The organism is Amphritea pacifica, assembly GCF_016924145.1.
Taxonomy (GTDB): domain Bacteria; phylum Pseudomonadota; class Gammaproteobacteria; order Pseudomonadales; family Balneatricaceae; genus Amphritea; species Amphritea pacifica.
The window spans coordinates 14,938-35,513 of the sequence record NZ_JAFFZO010000005.1 but is presented as its reverse complement, the minus strand read 5'-3'; the positions used below and the strand labels follow the sequence as shown (position 1 = coordinate 35,513).

Sequence of the window (20,576 nt, the reverse complement as noted above, 5' to 3'; positions counted from 1 at the left end):
AGTTTTCAGTTAAAAAATGGTTTAGATCAGGCGTGACCAAAACAACGGCTCAGAGGTTGCTGTACACCTTCGCGAAAAACAATCATCTCGCCTGTCTGCAACTTTCGCCAATGTTCATTATTGGTCAGCGGCTCGGTGGTAACCACTGTTACTATATCGTTAGGGGTCGTTTCTTTGCAGAAATCGACCGTCAGTTCTTCGTCGGTCAGGCGCGCCCTGCCAAAGGGAGCCCGCCGGGTAATCCATGAGAGTTTAGTTGAGCAGTATGCCAGCAGATACTCAGACTCGGTCATCAACATATTGAACACGCCGAGCTCCCGTAACTGGTCACAGCAGCAATGAATCAGCTCAATCACCTCGGAGAAATTCTTCGGCCGCTGAGGAAACCGCTCTCTTATCTGTCCCAACAGCCAGCAAAAGGCATATTCACTGTCGGTCGTACCAACAGGGTGATAGTAATGCAGCGGCAGGTCGAACAGTTTCGGGTCCAGTTGGCCATTGTGAGCAAAGGTCCAGGAATAACCCCAGAGTTCCCGGGTAAACGGGTGAGTATTTTCCAGACAGATACTACCGACATTCGCCTGACGGATATGGCTGATAACGGTCTTACTCTTGATCGGATGGTTTTTAATCAGATTCGCTATTTCAGACTGACAACTGGGGGCCGGATCATGAAACGTCTGCAACCCCTTGCCCACATAAAAAGCGATTCCCCAGCCATCCTTATGGGGGCCGGTTTCCCCGCCACGCTGCATCAGTCCACTGAAACTGAAACAGATATCGGTTGGGACATTGGCACTCATGCCAAGCAGCTCACACATCGTTCAGGCAGATTCCTTATCCGCTTTGATCGTTACTTTATCCGGCAGGGAATCAATTGCATCAACACCGGACTCAACCGGCGATGTGTGCTCTAACACACCTACCTCTTTCATGCGTCGCTCACCGATAAAATTGCCTTCCGGGTGAATCGCCATCACTTTACTGATAACCGTTGCAACCACTTTGCCGCCGCGGTCAATCTCCAGTTCATCACAGACAACTTCCCCCTCAAGCAGGCCACACACCGTAATATGATTGGCTTTTACCACGCCGTGTACATGGCCACTCTTACCGATTGAGATATTATCCAGGGAGGAGATATTACCTTCAAATGTACCGTCTATATGCATCCGGCCGATAATACTCATATCGCCACTGAACTTATTACCTTCAGCTATGATAGTTATTGCTGAGCCGTTTGCAACGCCTGATTTAGCGGGTACATTTTTCGTAAAGAAGCCCATTTTACACCTTTTACTTCTGAAAACAGTGATTCGAAATTGCTTATATTCCAGGCCACAAATGGCGCCGGATCAACAGGTCTGAACAGATAGCGAACTTCATAATGCAGATGAGGGCCGGTAGAGATACCGGAATTCCCCGTCAGACCAATCAGTTGCCCTTTGCTGACAAAAGTCCCGCTTTTAACTTTGACATCACTCAGGTGAGCGTAATACGTTTTAAACCCCAGCGCATGCTGCAGAATAATCAGTTTGCCAAAACCACTCTGCTTGTGTATCCCGGCATACTCCACCGCTCCATCGGCTGTGGCATATACAGGAGTACCGGTATCGGCTTTAAAATCTATGCCGTTGTGCATAATCCGTTTCCTGTGGATGGGATGCATACGCATACCAAAGCCATCAGTGATCCGAATGCCCTGCGTCGGTTCACCATTAGGCAGCACGCTGAGAAAAAACAGCCGCTGGTTGGTCATCACAGTCAGGGCATCGGCCCGGTCAGAGGTCATCTCTTCAGAAGGCGGTAACCCCAACAGATCTTCCAGCCCATAGAGACTGGCATCCAGGGTTTCATTCAGCTCACCGATACGCAGGTTCTCTTCCTGTAAGTGATCACGCTCAACCTTCAGCTCCTGCAGGGTAGTGGAGAGCTGATCGAGCTGGCCTTTTTGCAGTTCCTGAGCCCCCAGCGTCATCTCGTACTGGCTGGCCAGGGAATTAATTCCCTGCTCCAGATCGTCCAGTTCATCCGAGGTTTTGACCAACAGCAGGTTGGAGATAAAAAAGCTACAAACCGACATCACCAGAAACAGCGCAAGCAGATACCTGGCAAGTTGGCCCAGAGTATACTGCCGCGATCCCTGTGCAGTTGTTAATGTAATAACCAGCTTTTTACGCAACATGACCGGCAAACCAATATTTACAATAAAAAATATCGGTGAAATATACCTTTATTGATGCTAAAAGTCATAAAAACGACATCAAAAATACACCACTTTATGACCTTTAGCTGACACGGCTCACACTGCGGCTAACGCTCACCCTTGTCATCTCCCCCGATAGCAGGGGCTGCAGCGATAATGCGGTCGGCAAGACGGGAAAACGGCAGACTCTGAACCCAGACACTGCCGGTCCCGGAGAGTGTCGCCAGCCACAGACCTTCTCCCCCCAGGAACATCGACTTCAACCCCTTAACCATCTCAATGTCATAATCGATCCCCTCACTGAAGCCAACCAGACAACCGGTATCAACCCGCAGGGTTTCATTGTTCAGCTCTTTTCTCACCACCGAACCACCAGCCTGAATAAAGGCCATTCCATCTCCCTCAAGCTTCTGCAAAATAAAGCCTTCACCACCAAAAAAACCGGCCCCAAGCCGGCGAGAAAAAGCCACTGATAAACGGGTTCCCAGAGCGGCACAGAGAAACGCATCTTTCTGGCAGTACAGTCGCTCTCCGGTCTGAGACATATCTACCGGAACAACCATCCCCGGATAGGGTGCTGCAAAGGCAACCTTACGCTTCTGGTTTCCACTGTTGGTGAAGTGGGTCATAAACAGAGATTCACCAGTGATCATCCGCTTCCCGACAGAGAATAGCTTTGAGAACACCCCTTCCTCGGGATCGGCGCCGTCCCCCATCTTTGTTTCAAAGCTGATATCCCCCTCCATATAATTCATGGAGCCGGCTTCTGCGATCACCGTCTCACCCGGATCCAGCTCCACCTCCAGCATCGGCATTGAATTGCCTATAATTTCATAATCCACTTTATGACACTTCATATCGCTCTCCATAACAGCTTTCTTTAACGGGCACTAGCCACCCCATTGTTTCATCAACGGCAGCAATACAGCCAGGGTAATCAATGACACCAGGGTAGTCACCATAATCGTTGCCGAGGACAGTAATATCCGGGTGTTATATTGTTGCGCCAGCACAAACACCATCGCCCCGGTTGGCAGACCGGCAAGCACTACGGCGCTAGCCCCCCAGAAAGGATCTAAACCAAACAGAAGCGCCAGACCAAAGGTTGCCAGAGGGTGTATTATCAGCTTGACCAGTGTCAGCCAGGTTAATTCAAAACGCCCGCCCCTGATCTTCAAACCGCTGAGGGAAATCCCCAATGCAAAAAGCGCCACCGGGGCTGCAGACGGAGCCAGCATCTGCATCGGTGTTAGTACCATTGGCGCTAGTGTTATGCCGCTCACCGATACCAGCATTCCCAACAACGGCGCCATCATAACCGGGTTTTTAAGCAGCCCCTGTAACAACAACGTTTTCAGTTTCGCCAGCACACCGCCCCCACTGTTCTGCAACTCAGACATCACCGCCAGCACCAGTATGAAGATAAGATTACTGGACAGGGTCGCGATGATGACCGGTAAAGTACCCTGCTCGCCAAAGATAAAATAGAAGATCGGCACGCCCATATAAACGGTGTTGGCCCAGGCAGAGTTCAGTGCAACCACAGTCCAGTCGAGAGGAGACGACAGCTGCATCTTTTTCCAGCCCAAAAACGCAACTCCAATCGCGATCACAGATCCGCCCAGATACACGGTGATGAAGTCCCACTGCAATACCGAGGCTATATCAACAGAAGCGGTCGAGGTAAACATCAGAGCGGGCACTGCAATGAAATAGACAAAGCGGTTCAACGCTGCGGCACTGGACTCCTCTAGCAAACCGGACCGCCGGGAACCCCAGCCCAACACCATGAGGATAAAAACAGGAATGACGATATCAAACAACAAATGCATCAGGTGTTCTCAGAAAATAGATAGCAGAGCGAAATTGTTATTAATGTTTCACTAATTGGCTAGAGCCTTTAGTACTGACCAGTGATAAGTTATCTCCCTGACTGCACTACATTGCAAACTATAACAATAATTACATACAGCTAATATACAGGATCCAACTATGAGCAAGAGAGAAGTAGTCGTACTAAGCGGAGTCCGGACAGCGATTGGCGGTTTTGGTGGCAGCCTGAAATCACAGACGCCCTGCGACCTGGCCAGCACCTGCGTCAGTGAAGCGGTCGCCCGTTCTGGTGCCGCACCTGAAGATTTCGGCCACAGCGTCTTTGGTAACGTGATTCATACCGAACGACGGGATATGTATCTGGGCCGGGTTGCCGCCGTTAACGGTGGCCTGCCGATTGAAACCCCTGCGGTCACCATGAACCGTTTGTGTGGCAGTGGCCTGCAGGCAATCATCTCCGCAACACAGCAGATTGAGCTGGGCGTATGCGATGCAGCTGTAGCCGGGGGCGCCGAGGTGATGAGTCAATCCCAGTACTGGATGCCAACCGCCCGCTTTGGCCAGCGGATGGGGGATGCCGCCATTGTTGATGCAATGGTAGGCGCACTGACCTGCCCATTTGATAATACCCACATGGGTATTACCGCGGAAAATATCGCTGAAAAGTGGCAGATCAGCCGTGAAGATCAGGATGCTCTGGCTGTTATGAGCCACAACAATGCTGAACGGGCTATTACTGAAGGACGCTTCAAAGAACAGATTGTTCCGATCGAACTGAAATCACGTAAGGGCGTCACTCTGTTTGATACCGATGAACACCTGCGCTATGGCTGCACTATCGACGATATGGCAAAGCTTCGTCCGGTGTTTAAAAAGGATGGCAGTGTCACCGCTGGTAACGCCTCTGGCCTCAATGATGCCGCAGCGGCAGTAACGCTGATGGCAGCTGAAACCGCGCAGGCGAAAGGCTTACAACCGATGGCCCGGCTGGTCGGATACAGTTTTGCCGGGGTTGAACCTAAATATATGGGTATTGGGCCGGTTCCAGCGGTACGTAAACTACTGGCTGACAATCAACTGGCTACTGGCGATATTGATGTCTGGGAAGTCAATGAAGCCTTTGCTGCTCAGGCTCTCGCGGTTTGCCGTGATCTGGAACTACCGCTGGAGAAGGTTAACATCAACGGCAGCGGCATCTCACTGGGCCACCCGATTGGTGCAACCGGTGCGATTATCACCGTAAAAGCGCTGTATGAGCTGCAACGCAGTGGTGGTCGCTATGTGGTCGTGACTATGTGTATCGGCGGTGGCCAGGGTATTGCTGCTCTGTTTGAAAAAATCTGAAACGCCCCCGCATCATTTTTTTAACCCAAGCCCGCTGCGTCATAACAGCGGGCTTTTCTATTGACCACCCGCAACGGCACACTCACCATTTTCAAACTACCTGTTACGGATCACATATGGGTAAGCTATGCTCTGTCTGACATTCGATTAATTCACTGACAACAGGCTCCCTATGTTTCCTCTCACGCTATATTTCACAGATCAGCAGGTTAAATGGAACGCAGCACAGCTGTGGAACAATATCCCGGCGTACTACTGTGCAGATGAAGGTGTGATGGAATCTCAGTTCACAGAGCTTACTGCCCAGCTACAGCTCCCCCCTATCAGTGCACTTCCCTCTATCGATGAACGGCAGGAAGATCTGTTCTGCGCCCCGTCACTGAAAAGTGCTGACAAACTCACGGGTGAGGAGCAGATCGCACTGATCTCACTGGCCGAAATACTGCTTCACCTGCCGGATCAAAACAGTATTAACAGATTTATCGAGGAGAAGCTGACTGCGGCTAACGGGCAACCTTTCCTGGAACGAAACTCCACTGCAATACAGCATACCTATACCTGGAAACAGGCCATCCAACAACAGAGAATCACTGAGTCTATCCAGGCCCATAGTATATTCAGTCGACTGGCTGAACGGTTCGATTATCCTTTTATTCGCACCACCCTCAGCGATACCGTCACGCGTCTGAGAAAGCGATTCATCTTCAGTGACAGTATCCGGCAGATCAGCGAGCTTTCTGAAAACCACGCCTACAGTCTTCATCTGCTGACTGAAGGGGTGGTCACGGCAGAGGCAGCCAGAACCACTCTGAACCGATATCTGGACGCGATCAAAGCGCTATCAGCACAGAAGTCCCACTGCCGCGTTAACCCCTCCCTTTCCGTCAAACTGTCTGCGCTGCACCCCCGTTTCGCCCCCCTCAAAGCACCTGCCGTGATTGAAGAGGTAACGCAAAAGCTGCTGCATCTGCTGATTCTCGCCCGCACTGAAAATATCCCAATCACCCTTGAAGCCGAGGAATCCTGCCACGTGGATCTGACACTGAAGGTTTTTGAAAACCTGCTACACAGTGATCTTTGCTGCGGCTGGGGCGGACTGGGTGTGACTGTTCAGGCCTACTCTAAACGGGCCCTGCCGATCCTTGGCTGGTTAAATTTCCTTGCCCAGGAGCTACAGACAGATATTCCGGTGAGGCTGGTTAAAGGTGGTTATCTGGACACAGAGATAACCCGTGCGCGGCAGCAGGGGCTGGCGGATTATCCGGTTTATACCCGTACCGAAATAACCGATCTGTCTTATCTGATATGCGCCGCCTATCTGTTACAGGATCAGTGCCCCCGACTTCTTCCCCAGTTTGCCAGCCATAACAGCAACGCCCTTGACCAGATAGTAACGATGGCGGAGCAAAGCACTAAACCCATTGAGCTGCAGCGACAACAGGGGCTTGGCGAACCCCTGTTTGCTCAGCGGCAAAACACCAATAGTGCGGTGACACAAAGAGTTTGCATAATCATTGGCACTCAGGCGCAACTGCCCTCACATCTTTACCGCCTGTTACATAACAACCTCTCCGTTGCTCCGACAAGCGTATCGGTCAATGAAACCACGGAAGCTAAAGCCTCTGCCGGAATAAGCGCAGCCGCTGTGATGATCGACACGCAATCCCAGCGCCAACAACTGTTGAACAAGATCGATGCATTTCGCGACCAGCAATGGCAGGCTGCGCCGCTGATAAATGGCGAGCCGGTCAGATCCCAGCCACCGGAGACCCGGTTTTCCCCCTTTAATCTGAGTCTGCAAACCGGAGAGCTGTTTCCCAGCACCCCGGATGATGTACGCGAAGCCTATGCAGTCACCAGAGCAGGCTTCACTGACTGGAACAGAGTGGCGCTATCCGAGCGGGTAACGATTATCCGCCGCTTCGCAAACCTGCTGGAGCAGCACCGTGAAGAGCTGATTGCACTTTGCATCCGTGAAACGGGTAAACCCCTGCGCGATGCTATTGATGAGATCCGTGAAGCTGTTGAACTGTGCCGTTTATACGCCGCGCAGGCCCTCAGCCGCTTATCTCCACAGCAACTGCCCCCAATAGCGGGAGAGAAGCAGACACTGCACTATAATGGCCGGGGAATATTTGTCTGTATCAGCCCCTGGAATTTTCCCCTGGCTATCGGCATCGGTCAGGTCGTTGCGGCACTGCTGGCCGGCAATTCAGTGATTGCCAAACCCGCCAATAGCACCCCTCTGATCGCCTATCGCGCAACCCAGTTATTATTAGACGCCGGGGTTGCCAGAGACGCTATCGCCCTGCTCCCCGGCAGCAGTGAATCAATCAATGCATCACTGCTCAAAGACTTTCGTCTCAGCGGCATCAGTTTCACCGGATCCAATCAGAGTGCAGCCTCTATAACCCGACTATTAGCACAACGGGAGCAACCCCAGCCTGTCCCGCTGATAACGGAAACCAGCGGATTAACGGTAATGATTGCCGACTACACGGCCCTCCCTGAACAGATCGTCAGAGATGCCATTGAAGCGGCGTATAGCGGCACCGGACAGCGCGGTTCGGCGTTACGGGTGCTCTATCTGCCAGAGGAAACCGCAGAACAGATGGAATCGATGCTGACAGGGGCGATCATGACCCTGAAGACAGGCAACCCGGCTGAACCGGATACCGATCTGGGGCCGGTGATCGATAACCATGCCCTGCAGGCACTGCATGGACATATAGAGCACAGCAGGATACATGGCCGACTGATATATGAAGGCGAATTGAATGCACAGCACGATAGCGGCTATTTTGTTGCGCCAACACTGATTCGTCTGCTCTCAATTGATGAACTGAGTGAGGAACATTTTGGTCCGATTCTGCATATCATTCGTTACCAGAGCGACAACCTTACACGCGTTCTGGAGGAGATAAACCGCACCAGTTACGGTCTGTCTCTGAGCGTTATGTCTCAGGATAACCAGACCATTGATCAGATCCGTAACCTGATCCGCCCCGCCAGTATCGCTATCAGGCGTAACCAGAGCGCTGTCCATACTCATGGTCAGCGCTTCGCGTCGAGAGGACTATCGGGTACCGGTCCGAAAGCGGGCAGCCCCGATTATCTGATGGGTTTCACCCAGGAGACGATCTGCTCCTCCGACATCGACGATAGCATATAAAGTGGCCTGAAATCAGGCAACCTCCGCCTGAACCAGACGATAGCAGGGATGATACTCCTCATAATCGATCTTCATACGCCGCTGCAACACAAAGGATGACAACAGCACATCAAGCTCATTGACCAGTTCCGGTTCGCCTGTGAGTTCAAATGGACCAAACTCCTCGATGGCACGAATACCCGGCGCTTTTACATTACCCGCGACAATACCGGACAGCGCCTTACGCAGGGTAGCCGCCAGCAGATAATCCGGCTGGTCCCGGCTGAGATTAAGCGCAGCCATATTTTCATGGGTCGGCTCAAAGGGTTGCTGAAATTCAGCGGGGATATACAGCTGCCAGTTAAAGTGGAACGATTCGCCGGTCGCTTTACGATAAATGGTCACCCGCTCAAGCCCCGCCTTCATCTTCAGCGCCACCTCGTAGGGATCGCCCACCACAATTTCATACAGTGAAGCCGCCCGGTCACCCAGGGTAGACCGGATAAAGCGGTCCACCGTTTCGAAATAGGCCTCACTCCCCTCAGGGCCGGTGAATATCAGTGGGAAAGGACAGGCGCTGTTACGCTCATGCAGCAGGATACCCAGCATGTAGAGAATCTCTTCTGCAGTGCCCGCCCCACCGGGAAAAACAATGATGCCATGCCCCAACCGGACAAACGCTTCCAGCCGTTTTTCTATATCCGGCATGATGATCAGCTCATTGACGATGGGATTGGGGGACTCTGCCGCAATAATACCCGGTTCAGATATCCCCACATAGCGGGCATCGCTGATGCGCTGTTTCGCATGGGCGATGGTGGCGCCTTTCATCGGCCCCTTCATCGCACCGGGTCCACAACCGGTACAGACGCTCATCCCTCGCAAGCCAAGCTCATAACCGACCTGCTTGGTGTAGATATACTCCTCCCGACCAATGGAGTGTCCACCCCAGCACACCACCAGATTCGGCTTCACATGGGGCTCTATCGCCTTGGCATGTCGCAGGATATGGAACACCATATTGGTGATCTGTTCCCCCTCTTGCAGGCCATCGCAGCACTTATCCAGTTCATCGCCAACGTAAAGCAGATCCCGCAGTACAGAGAACAGATGCTCACGGATACCCTGAATAATCTCCCCATCAACAAACGCGCTGGCAGGCGCATTGATCAGCTCCAGCTGCACACCGCGGTGTTTCTGGCTGACTCTGATATCAAAATTCTTATGTTTTTCCAGCACCTGTTTGGTACTGTCCTCTTCACTCCCACAGTTAAGTACTGCCAGCGCACACTGTCGAAACAGGGGATATAAACCCGCCTGGTTGCGGTCCTGTAGTTTTGCAACTTCAAAAGGTGAAAGTGTATCCAGACTATCCAGTGGCGTAATATTAGCGGTTACATATTGTTCGGTCATCATGGTCCTGCCCCTCTGATCAATACCCCAGCGCAGGAACAGTTCCCGGCCGTAAACAGGGCTTAACGGGTCCCTCCATTTCAATTGGACCCGTCTAAAAAATATAAAGTTCAGGTTACAATATAGTTACATTTTCTACACTACACCATTAACCCTTTGATAAAAAAGAATTAACTACTGATCAAACTTTCAACAAACAGAGGCACTTCGCGGCTGGCCGGACCATAAATATGGCGATCAAATGCTGACTGTTTTTTTGAAGGCTCAAGATTAATCTCCACTGTTTCGGCCCCGACACGGTTAGCAACTTCAACAAATCCGGCGGCGGGATAGACATGTCCCGAAGTGCCAATGGAGATAAACAGGTCACAGCTTTCCAGGGCATCATAGATCAGCTCCATCTGCATCGGCATCTCACCAAACCAGACAATATCCGGCCGCAGGGTGCCCATTTGACCACAACAACCACAGCGGGCATCCGGCCCCACCGGTTTATGGTGAGTAAACACCTGACCAGAGGTAGTACAACGCAGATTTAATAGCTCCCCATGCATATGAATCAGATTGCGACTGCCGGCACGCTCATGCAGATTATCAATATTCTGGGTTACCAGTAGCAATGCCCCTTTAAAGTTCTGCTCCAGCTTTGCCAGCGCCAGATGGGCTGGATTGGGCCCGATATCCGGCAGCAGCAACTGCTCCCGGCGCTGATTATAAAATTGATGAACCAGCTCAGGGTTGCGGGCAAACGCTTCAGGGGTTGCGACATCTTCTATGCGATGGTTTTCCCACAAACCATCCGCCGCCCGAAACGTCCTTATTCCTGATTCTGCCGATATTCCGGCACCGGTGAGAATCACAATATTCTGATATTGCACAACCCTGCTCCTTAAAAATGGTGACAAGTGGGTTTTATCCTACGCCAACTTCTGCTTAACTAACTATACAGGCCGGCAATTTTTTACCGGTTACTGTATAAACATCTGAGTCGGCTCGAGAAGGAACCCCCGCATGAGTGCTGATAAACTCTATATCCTCGATACCAACGTTTTACTGCATGACCCCAACTGCCTGTACGAATTTAAAGAACAGGATATCGCTATACCGATGACCGTCCTGGAAGAGCTGGACAGCATCAAGGATCGTAAACAGAGTGTCGCCCAGGAAGCCAGGCACGTAATCCGCGCCATCGATAATATCCTCAGTGCCGCCACCCCATCCCAGATACTCAAAGGGGTACAGATTAAGGTTCCCGGCACCGAAGACACCACCCGGCTGGGTAAACTGAGTATATTCCCCGACCACGAGCTCACAACCCGTCAGGGCTTCCTCCCGGACAATAAGAACAACGACAACCATATTATCAACTGTGCGCTGCACCTGCAGGGCAGCGACCCCCATCGCGAAATTATTCTCGTTACCAAAGATATCAATATGCGCCTTAAAGCGATGGGTGCCGGACTGCAAAAAGTTGAGGATTATCGTAAGGATCAACTGGTGTCCGACCTGGATCTGCTACCCTCAGGACATCACCATATTGAAGGTAATTTCTGGGAAAAAGTTGAGAAGGTCAAAAGTTATCAGGACGGCGCAAACACCTACCATAAAATCAGTCCAGATCTGCTACCAGATGCCTATCCCTGTCAGTATATTTACGATGATTCAAAAGATTTTGCGGCACGGGTGGTTTCAGTCAGCCATGAAGAGATCGTGCTACTGGACCTTGGCTACGATAAGCTGATGCAACAGGAGTGCTGGGGCATCCACCCCATCAATATCTATCAGGCGTTTGCCATGCAGTCGATTCAGGACCCGGATATCGATCTGTGTCTGCTGAACGGTGCGGCGGGCTCGGGTAAAACCCTGATCGCGCTGGCCTGTGCTCTGGAGATGGTGATCGAAGAGGGACGCTTCAACAAGATTATCGTCACCCGCTCTACCCCACCGGTGGCCGAAGATATCGGTTTCCTGCCGGGCACTGAAGAGGAGAAGATGACCCCGTGGCTAAGCTCTATCCACGATAACCTGGAAGCGATGCACGAAGGTGATGAACGACCTCAGAGCAGCGTTAAATACGCAATTGAGAAGGCCAACATTCAGTTTAAGTCGCTCAACTTTATCCGTGGGCGAAGCATTCAGAATGCTGTGGTGCTGATCGATGAAGCACAGAACCTGACACCTCAGCAGTTGAAAACTATCCTCACCCGTTGTGGTAAGGACAGTAAGATGATCTGTCTGGGTAACCTGGCACAGATCGACTCCAACTACCTGACCCCACTCACATCCGGTCTGACCTATGTCGTGGAGCGGTTTAAAGACTTCGAAGGCGCATCGACTATCCACCTGGAGGGCATTTTCCGCTCAAGACTGGCGGAGTACGCTGAGGAGCATCTCTGATCTGTCCGAAAGCAGCGGTTATCAAACATATTGCTATCAAAGCCGCGCTGTGACGCGGCTTTTGCTTGTCTCCGGCTCCCCGACAGCGCTACACTTAAACGATGATTCTACGACGCTGCTTTATCTTCCTGATCCGCACCTACCAATACCTGATAAGCCCGTTTCTGGGGCCTAATTGTCGGTTTTATCCAACCTGCTCGGCGTATACCCTTGAAGCGATCGAAACCCATGGCGTGATCAAAGGCTGCTGGCTGGGTATTAAACGCCTCGGCAAATGCCATCCTGGCCATCCCGGAGGGTATGACCCGGTACCGCCGGCATGTTGCAGTGCAAACAAAGTAGACCAGAAAACACCTTCAACACCGCCGGAATAAGTTTTTGGGTAACCTTTAATTGACCTGAGAAGCGAAGCCAGCTATAGCTTAACTGTCTGATTTACAAACTAAGCCGTTGAAGTAAGGATCAGGATGTTTAGCTCTCTTACTGTAATTCTCACCGTTACTTTGTATATGGCGGTACTTTTCGGTATCGCACAATTAGTTGAAAGACGTGGCGAAACCCGCAGGGAGAGCTTTAAAAGCCCCTGGGTTTACTGCCTCTCGCTGGCGGTCTACCATACCTCCTGGACCTTTTATGGCAGTGTTGGCTTTGCTGCCAGTTCTGGCCTGCAGTTTCTCGGCGTTTACCTTGGTGCGATGCTGGGCATTGCCCTCTGGTGGGTCACCCTGCGACGCATGGTGTTTGCCAAAGAGGTTTTTCGCATCACCAGTATCGCCGACTTTATCTCCACCCGGTATAACCGTTCCGAAACCATTGCCGCGCTGGTCACCCTGATCGCTCTGTTCGGGGTTCTGCCCTATATTGCCCTGCAGCTGAAAGCCGTAGTCGCCTCCTTTCAATTGATTACCGACCATGAAAGTTCAACCATGGGCTGGGGGTTATCCGGCTTACTGATCACACTGTTCATGATCGCCTTTACCATCATGTTTGGTATGCGCCGTTTAGATCCCACCGAACGACATCTGGGGATTATGACCGCCCTGGCAGTGGAGTGTCTGGTGAAACTGGTCGCCTTTATCACCATCGGGCTGTTTGTCAGCTTCGGCCTGTTTAATGGTTTCGATGATATTACCGAGCGTCTGTTTGACCAGGGATTCGAACGGGTTATTCAGATAAGCGGCACCTCTAACTCCGGTATTATGTGGCTGACACTGATCGTGCTCAGCTTCGCTGCTATCCAGAACCTACCCCGTATGTTCCATGTTGCGGTGGTGGAAAATGCAGATCACAAACACATTAAGACCGCGATCTGGGTATTGCCACTGTATATGGTTCTGATCAATCTGTTTGTGGTACCGATTGCCGCCGGGGGGCTGCTGATGGGGTTGCCACAGGAGTCCGCCGACTACTATGTGTTGTTACTGCCACAACTGGCGGGTAATAACGCCCTAACATTGCTGGCATTTATTGGTGGTTTTTCTGCCGCCACAGGGATGATCATCGTCACCACGATGACTCTCTCTACAATGGCCTCCAACCATCTGATTCTTCCGGTACTGGAAAGAGTGCCTGCCTGCCGCTTCATTAAACCCTTTCTGCTACAGATTCGCTGGCTGCTGGCGGCGATGATTCTGCTGGGCAGCTATGGCTTTGCCATCGAGTTCACCGATTCCTATATTCTGGTGGCGATAGGTCTGATCTCATTTGTTGCAGTGCTTCAGTTCTCTCCAGCACTTTTGGGTGGCCTGTTCTGGAGCCGGGGAAATAGCGCCGGAGCACTGGCTGGTTTGTTTGCTGGATTTCTGATGTGGATCTATACCCTGATGATTCCGGCCTTTATCAGCCATGGATGGTTTCCTGAAACGATTCTCGATGACGGGCTGTTTGGCTTTGCCCTGCTGCGACCTGAAGCGCTGTTTGGCTTTGATGAGATCGGTTCCATCCCCCACAGTGTATTCTGGACCCTGCTGGTTAATATCGGTTTCTACATCATCGGCTCACTGCTTTACAATCCGCACAAAGCAGAGCGAAACCTTTCCACCGAGTTTCTCTGCTCAATGAAGCCCGCCCCCTCTCAGAGAGCCCGTCCCACAGGACTGGACCGCTACATCCCTCTGGATGATAAGCTTAACGAAGCACAAACACTGCTGGAAAGTTATCTCAACAAAGACAAGACTAAAGCCGCCCTGCTACAAATTACCGAAGACCTGCAGGTCACAGGTAAAAGCCATATCGCCATTATAGAGTTGCTCGAGTTCCATCGTATGCTCGAACACATACTCGCCGGTTCAATTGGCGCAGCCAGTGCCCATAAAGCGATGGAAAGCAGTATTCGTTATAACACCCGTGAGGCCACCGACCTGAAGGCGCTCTATAGCCATCTGGTGGTTGAACTAAACCAGCAGCGAATGCCCGCGAATGAGAACCTGAATGAGGCTGAAGCAGGTAGCCAGAGCTATGGCCTGATCAATAACTTGCAAAATAAGATCAAAAAACATGAACAGACGATCAAAATGCTGAACAAGCAGATTGAAGACCTGGAAGCCCGCCTTGAGCTCCGTTATCAGGAGATCTTCCGTTCCCGACTGGAAACACAAAAGGTACGTCAGGAAAACGAAACGCTCAGAATACAGTTAGAAAATAGCCTGCTGATTGAAAAACCGTCAGACCCGGCAGAGAAACCGCTTAAAGAGTAGGTAAAAAAAACAGCCGCATATGCGGCTGTTTCGGGAGCAGTCAGAATTACTCGCTGTCGTGCTTGTACTGATGAATATCCATCTGCGGGAAAGGAATAGAGATGCCTTCCTCATCAAAGCGCAGCTTAACGCTTTCAGTGGTATCGAACTTCACTGCCCAGAAATCAGCAGACTTTACCCATGGACGAACCACGAAGTTAACGCTGCTATCCGCCAGTTCAGATACGGCGATCACCGGTGCCGGGTCTTGCAGGACCCGTTCATCACTGGTCACAATCTCTTCCAGTAATGCTTTGGCTTTCTTCAGATCATCGCCATAACCGATGCCAAAAACCATATCGACACGACGGGTATCACGGGCAGAATAGTTAGTGATAACCCCGCTGTAGATATTGCCATTCGGGACTATGACCTCTTTGTTATCGCCGGTGCGCATAATGGTATTGAAAATACTGATATGCTCAACAACACCGGCAACACCCGCCGCTTCGATAAAATCCCCCTCTTTAAACGGGCGGAAAACAATCAGCATTACGCCTGCGGCAAAGTTCTGCAAAGAGCCCTGCAGTGCCAGACCAACCGCCAGACCGGCTGCACCCACCAGAGCGATCAGCGAGGTCGTATCAACCCCCAACTGGTCCAGTGAGGCAACAATCACCACTAACAGCAGCAGAATATTGGCAATCGAAGAGATAAAGTTGACCAGAATCTCCTCCATTTTACCTTTGCGGAGCGCTTTACCCAGCAGGTTCACCAATACTTTTGCGACCATTCGACCGACTATAAAGATAGCCGCTGCCAAAGCGATATTTATAGCCCAGGGCAACACATAAACATCGAAAAAAGATAGATCCATTTCCATTTCCTCTTTTGTCATAGACACTGCATTGAATAAATATTATTTCAGAATAGACGCAATTCGATCACCCATCGACAAAAATGCGCAACGCCTGCTTTCTATGAGCAGAAATATCTCACAATAACGGACAAAAATCCCGTTTAAATCAGCCATTTCCACGTTAAAATAGTCGTATGCCACTACCCTGTCGTGCAGATAAACTGCTCATCAATTCTGAAAACAAATCTGGTTATTTTTATGACCGATAGTTTTCAGCTGCGCGATTATCAGCGGGATGCGGTAGCAGCAACCCTGAACCATTTTCGCAATAGCGATGAGCCGGCCGTCATCGTTCTGCCAACCGGCGCAGGTAAAAGCCTGGTTATCGCTGAACTGGCGCGCCTGGCACGACGTAAAATTATGGTGCTGGCCCATGTCAAAGAGCTGGTTGAGCAGAATCACAACAAATACCTGAACTACGGACTTGAAGGCGGCATCTATTCCGCAGGCTTGAAGCAGAAGCAAAGTCATTATCAGGTCACCTTTGCCAGTGTGCAGTCAGTCGCCCGCAACCTCAGGGATTTCGCCACCGAACACTCACTGGTGATTATCGATGAATGCCACCGGATCAGCGACGACGAAAACAGCCAGTATCAACAGATTTTCGCGCAATTGAGGGAGTATAACCCCCGGCTGAAACTGCTGGGTTTAACCGCAACCCCCTACCGTATGGGTATGGGCTGGATCTATCGCTATCACTATCGCGGCTTCTGCCGCAGCAGCGAGTCGCGCCCCTTTGAGCACTGCATCTATGAGCTCCCTCTGCAATACATGATCAAACGGGGCTTCCTCACCCCTCCCAACATGGTCGATGCGCCGATCGCCCAATATGACTTTTCAGCCCTCAATGCCAACCGTTTTGGCCACTATGCCGAGGCAGAGGTGAACCAGCTACTGGTCCGTCATCCGCGGGTAACCCGGGCGATCTGTGAACAGATAGTGGAACTGGCAGCAGAACGCTGCGGGGTCATGGTGTTCGCCGCCACCGTCAGACATGCCCATGAGATATGCAGCTACCTTCCGGAAAAGGAAACGGCGCTGATCACCGGAGATACGGCACATGCAGAACGGGACCAACTAATCAGTCGCTTTAAAACAAGGCAGATAAAATATCTGGTCAATGTCGCGGTGCTGACCACCGGTTTCGATGCCCCCCATGTGGATTTTATCGCCCTGCTCAGACCCACCCAGTCCGTCTCTCTGTTTCAACAGATCGTGGGCCGGGGCCTGAGACTGGCAGAGGGCAAGCGGGACTGTCTGGTAATGGATTATGCGGGCAACGGCTTCGATCTGTTCTCGCCCGAAGTGGGGCAGCCAAAACCGGATAGCAGCAGCGTGCCGGTACAGGTGTTCTGCCCGGTCTGCGAATTTGCCAATATCTTCTGGGGCAAGACAGATGAGGAGGGCAATATTCTTGAGCATTTTGGGCGACGCTGTCAGGGTACAATTGAGGGTGTAGACGGCTCCCCGTCTCAGGATAAAAAGTCACAATGCGACTATCGTTTCCGCTTTAAGGAATGCCCCCGGTGCAATGCGGAAAACGACATCGCGGCCCGCCACTGCCATCAGTGCGGCCACGCCATCATCGACCCCGATGATCAGCTCAAAGCAGCCCTTAAGCTGAAAGATGCTATGGTTATCCGCTGCGCCGGAATCTCGTTAAGCGAATCAAACAGCAAACTCAGAGTTATCTATCACGATGAGCAGGGCGAAGAGCTGAGCGAGCTGTTTGATATGCATAATAGCAAGCAGCGGAAACGGTTCAACGACCTGTACGGGCGACGCTTTGGCCAGAGCTTACAGCCGCGCCAGTTCAGCTCGATAGAGGAGGTGTTAGCGGTATCCCAACTGTTCACCGCCCCAGACTTTGTTGTCGCCCGCAAAGCCGGAAAATTCTGGCGGGTGCAGGAGCGCATCTTTGATTATCAGGGCAACTACCGCAAAGCTCATCAGCTATAGCCCCTGCGATCAGTCTTAAATTGCCTTATCCCGGTTTGGCAGCCAGCGTAACGAGTCAAACAGTGCCTCGATCACGTTCAACGCTGGGGTACTGCGGTGGCGGATAAACTGGGTCGGCACGATAGAAACATCATCTGGCAGGGGTTCAAACTCCAGGCTATCACGATAGATCGATAGCTCGACCACATTGCGGGGCATCAGTGTCACCCCCAGCCCCTGAGCCACACAGCCGAGAATCCCCTCAAGTGTGCCCAGCTCACTCAGACCGTAACAGCTATTCTGATAGTTCCGTGACCACTGCAGCGCTTTTTGCCGATAGACGCAGCCTTCCCGGAACAACACCAGGTTATCCGCCGGAGCAACGCTCCCGGGTTTCACTAATACCAATTCCTGAGTCATGACATCAATAGTGACCAGATCAGGATGATCTATCGGCCCCGCCACAAAGGCACAATCAATATGGTGCTCCAATACTGCCCGAAGTAGCTCCGCTGTCGTTGCTGCCGTGACCTGAGGTTTAAGTTTTGGGCAGCTCTCTCTCAATGCCCCCAACAACTGTGGCAGGTGGGTTGCCGTAAACGTTTCCATGGCACCAATTTTAATTTCAGCAGCACCTTTATCCGCCAGCCTGACAGCGACACCCGCCTGACGCTCCAGTTGCAGAATCTGTTCAGCATACTCGAGAAGAATCATACCCGGGCGGGTTAATTCAAGCCCACGTCCCTTGCGGGAAAACAGCTTGGTACCTAACTCCTCTTCCAGCCGCTGAATCCGTGTAGTGACATTAGACTGCACCGTATTCAGTTGCTTCGCCGCAGCCAGTATGCCGCCCTCTTTCGCGACCTTTTCAAAGGTTTTCAGTGCAATCAGTTCCAACCTTATCTCCATACAACCGTTAACAGATGCAAAATCACCAAACAAATAGTTCTCTATAGAAGAACATTAAGTTCTTAATAATTCATTAGTAACGAACAATATTAATACATACACTTACAAATAAACATAAAGACAGTCTGAGTTCTATGGATACAACGGCAAACAGACAACACCTTAAAGTACTGGGCTCCGGTCTGCTCGGCCTGATTCTTACCATCGGTATCGCCCGCTTTTGTTATACCACCCTGCTACCCGCGATGCAGGCAGAAGCCGGTTTGAGCGACCTGGGCGGAGGCTATCTGGCCACCATTAATTACATCGGCTATATGTGTGGTGCTCTGCTGGCTGCCACCGTTGGTAACCTGAAAATCAAAGATGCCTTCTACCGTGCAGGTCTGATAACAGCAGTGATTACCACCCTCGGTATGGCGCTAACGGATAATATCTGGCTCTGGGGAGTATTGCGATTTTTCTCAGGGCTAAGCAGTGCCAGTGGCATGCTGATCAGTGCCGGGCTGATTATGAACTGGCTGCTGCGTCACGGCCACCGACCTGAACTGGGTATTCATTATGCCGGAGCCGGACTGGGCATCATTGTCAGCGGTTTAGCGGCCGAACTGATGATCGGTCACCTCGACTGGAGAGAACAGTGGCTGGCCGTCGGCGTGCTGGGGTCACTGATTGCTATTCCCGCCTGGCGCTGGTTGCCCCGTCCGGATACCAGCCATCAGACCACTGCCGGTCAGCGGTTGCAGGACACCCCTCCCAGCCGGCGCTGGTTTATACTGCTGGGTATCATGTATTTTTGTGCCGGTTATGCCTATGTGATCAGCGCCACTTTTCTGGTGGCAATCGTTGAAGCCCAGCCTGCACTGCAGGGTGATGGCCAGATTGTCTGGGTCTTTGTCGGTCTGAGTGCGACCCCTGCAGTGATTCTGTGGGACAGAGTTGCCCGCCGACTGGGAGAGTTAAATGCCCTGCTGATCGCCTTTCTGATTCAGATTATCGGTATCATACTGCCCGCTCTGAACGATACCCTCTGGGTCGTACTCATCAGCGCAGCCCTCTATGGCGGCAGTTTTATCGCTATCGTTAGTCTGGTGCTGGCAATGGCGGGTCGTTTCTACCCCACCAAACCAGCAAAACTGATGGGCAGACTGACTCTACTCTACGGTATCGCTCAGATCGGAGCCCCCGCCATCGCCGGTATTATCGCCGACCAGGGTGGCAGTTATGCTGACTCCCTCTATATTGCCGCTGCAATCTCAGTGTTGGGGGCGGGAATGATTCTGATACTCAAGGCCGGTGAGCAACGGGAGCTGGCCCTCAGAACAGCTTAAAAAAAACGGCTCATCTGAGCCGTTTTAATCATCTGATGCATTAGCTGACTAACCAGACCTCTCTGGCCCACTCCCACACAGTGGTCCACTCCTCAACTTCACCACTCTCCGGCGTCCAGTAAACCACAGAGCCTTCAATGGTGACCGCATAAAAACCGCCATCATGGGCGCAGATCGGCGTTTGCTCGCGGGACAGACCGATCGACCAGGCATACGCAGCGACTTCAGGCAGATGGGTATGCGAAGAAGGGTCAGCCACGGTCACCGGCTCGATAGAACCGCAGATAACATCACTGACCGTCAGCAGAAACTCTTTAAAATCCGGATAAAGCGGTACACAGATCTCTTCTTCCGCCGCGACAATATCGTCAAAATCCGGCAGTTCCAGAGGCGTTACTACGTCGATATTCGCATCACGCAGCGCATCAATTACATCTTGCATAGGTGTCCCACATTACTCACT

17 protein-coding genes are annotated in these 20,576 nt (G+C 51.7%); 7 read left to right on the top strand and 10 right to left on the bottom strand.

The window, feature by feature from the left end:
* Window positions 1-26 precede the first annotated feature (26 nt).
* From JW499_RS03490 to JW499_RS03470, 5 genes are all read right to left on the bottom strand, one after another.
* Window positions 27-821: a class II glutamine amidotransferase gene (locus JW499_RS03490; protein WP_205209292.1), complete on the bottom strand. Its 795-nt coding sequence runs from the start codon at window positions 819-821 to the stop codon at window positions 27-29.
* Between the two features lie 3 nt (window positions 822-824).
* Window positions 825-1,286, bottom strand: coding sequence for a bactofilin family protein (locus JW499_RS03485; RefSeq protein ID WP_205209291.1), 462 nt, complete (start codon window positions 1,284-1,286; stop codon window positions 825-827).
* Window positions 1,226-2,185 carry a M23 family metallopeptidase gene (locus tag JW499_RS03480; protein ID WP_205209290.1) on the bottom strand — a complete coding sequence of 320 codons (960 nt, stop codon included), beginning with the start codon at window positions 2,183-2,185 and terminating at the stop codon, window positions 1,226-1,228. Before JW499_RS03480 ends, JW499_RS03485 begins: the two co-directional genes overlap by 61 nt.
* A 128-nt stretch (window positions 2,186-2,313) precedes the next feature.
* Window positions 2,314-3,063 carry a TIGR00266 family protein gene (locus JW499_RS03475; RefSeq protein ID WP_205209289.1) on the bottom strand — a complete coding sequence of 250 codons (750 nt, stop codon included), beginning with the start codon at window positions 3,061-3,063 and terminating at the stop codon, window positions 2,314-2,316.
* Between the two features lie 33 nt (window positions 3,064-3,096).
* On the bottom strand, window positions 3,097-4,038 hold the full coding sequence (locus tag JW499_RS03470; RefSeq protein ID WP_205209288.1) for an AEC family transporter: 942 nt from the start codon (window positions 4,036-4,038) through the stop codon (window positions 3,097-3,099).
* A gap of 160 nt (window positions 4,039-4,198) precedes the next feature.
* Between JW499_RS03470 and bktB the strand changes: the two genes are divergently transcribed.
* The gene (gene bktB / locus JW499_RS03465; protein ID WP_205209287.1) at window positions 4,199-5,383 is read left to right on the top strand and encodes a beta-ketothiolase BktB; all 1,185 of its coding nucleotides are present in this window, start codon (window positions 4,199-4,201) and stop codon (window positions 5,381-5,383) included.
* 172 nt (window positions 5,384-5,555) lie between these two features.
* Window positions 5,556-8,555, top strand: a complete 3,000-nt coding sequence (locus JW499_RS03460; protein WP_205209286.1) for a proline dehydrogenase family protein — start codon at window positions 5,556-5,558, stop codon at window positions 8,553-8,555.
* 12 nt (window positions 8,556-8,567) lie between these two features.
* Here JW499_RS03460 and ppnN read toward each other — a convergent pair whose 3' ends face one another.
* A complete protein-coding gene (ppnN, locus tag JW499_RS03455) occupies window positions 8,568-9,950 on the bottom strand; it encodes a nucleotide 5'-monophosphate nucleosidase PpnN (protein ID WP_205209285.1) in 1,383 nt (460 codons plus the stop codon).
* A gap of 167 nt (window positions 9,951-10,117) precedes the next feature.
* Entirely contained in the window at window positions 10,118-10,825 is a 708-nt protein-coding gene (gene cobB, locus JW499_RS03450; protein ID WP_205209284.1) for a Sir2 family NAD+-dependent deacetylase, read from the bottom strand.
* Between the two features lie 133 nt (window positions 10,826-10,958).
* Between cobB and JW499_RS03445 the strand changes: the two genes are divergently transcribed.
* The 3 genes from JW499_RS03445 (at window position 10,959) to JW499_RS03435 (ending at window position 15,040) form a co-directional block, all read left to right on the top strand.
* Window positions 10,959-12,344 carry a PhoH family protein gene (locus JW499_RS03445; RefSeq protein WP_205209283.1) on the top strand — a complete coding sequence of 462 codons (1,386 nt, stop codon included), beginning with the start codon at window positions 10,959-10,961 and terminating at the stop codon, window positions 12,342-12,344.
* A 101-nt stretch (window positions 12,345-12,445) separates the two neighbouring features.
* Complete coding sequence (gene yidD / locus JW499_RS03440; RefSeq protein ID WP_205209282.1) at window positions 12,446-12,718, top strand: membrane protein insertion efficiency factor YidD; 273 nt, start codon at window positions 12,446-12,448, stop codon at window positions 12,716-12,718.
* A gap of 93 nt (window positions 12,719-12,811) precedes the next feature.
* Window positions 12,812-15,040 (top strand): sodium:solute symporter, encoded by a 2,229-nt coding sequence (locus JW499_RS03435; protein ID WP_205209281.1) that lies wholly within the window; start codon window positions 12,812-12,814, stop codon window positions 15,038-15,040.
* Window positions 15,041-15,086: 46 nt separating this feature from the next.
* Here the strand turns inward: JW499_RS03435 and JW499_RS03430 are convergent, their stop codons facing one another.
* Window positions 15,087-15,896, bottom strand: coding sequence for a mechanosensitive ion channel family protein (locus JW499_RS03430; protein WP_205209280.1), 810 nt, complete (start codon window positions 15,894-15,896; stop codon window positions 15,087-15,089).
* Between the two features lie 240 nt (window positions 15,897-16,136).
* Between JW499_RS03430 and JW499_RS03425 the strand changes: the two genes are divergently transcribed.
* Complete coding sequence (locus JW499_RS03425; RefSeq protein ID WP_205209279.1) at window positions 16,137-17,897, top strand: DEAD/DEAH box helicase family protein; 1,761 nt, start codon at window positions 16,137-16,139, stop codon at window positions 17,895-17,897.
* A 15-nt stretch (window positions 17,898-17,912) separates the two neighbouring features.
* On the opposite strand, the gene JW499_RS03420 is transcribed toward JW499_RS03425, so the two are convergent.
* Window positions 17,913-18,773, bottom strand: a complete 861-nt coding sequence (locus tag JW499_RS03420) for a LysR family transcriptional regulator (protein ID WP_205209278.1) — start codon at window positions 18,771-18,773, stop codon at window positions 17,913-17,915.
* 146 nt (window positions 18,774-18,919) lie between these two features.
* On the opposite strand from JW499_RS03420, the gene JW499_RS03415 reads away from it, so the two are divergent.
* Window positions 18,920-20,113 carry a YbfB/YjiJ family MFS transporter gene (locus JW499_RS03415; RefSeq protein ID WP_205209277.1) on the top strand — a complete coding sequence of 398 codons (1,194 nt, stop codon included), beginning with the start codon at window positions 18,920-18,922 and terminating at the stop codon, window positions 20,111-20,113.
* 40 nt (window positions 20,114-20,153) lie between these two features.
* On the opposite strand, the gene JW499_RS03410 is transcribed toward JW499_RS03415, so the two are convergent.
* The gene (locus JW499_RS03410) at window positions 20,154-20,555 is read right to left on the bottom strand and encodes an SMI1/KNR4 family protein (protein ID WP_091352929.1); all 402 of its coding nucleotides are present in this window, start codon (window positions 20,553-20,555) and stop codon (window positions 20,154-20,156) included.
* Window positions 20,556-20,576 lie beyond the last annotated feature (21 nt).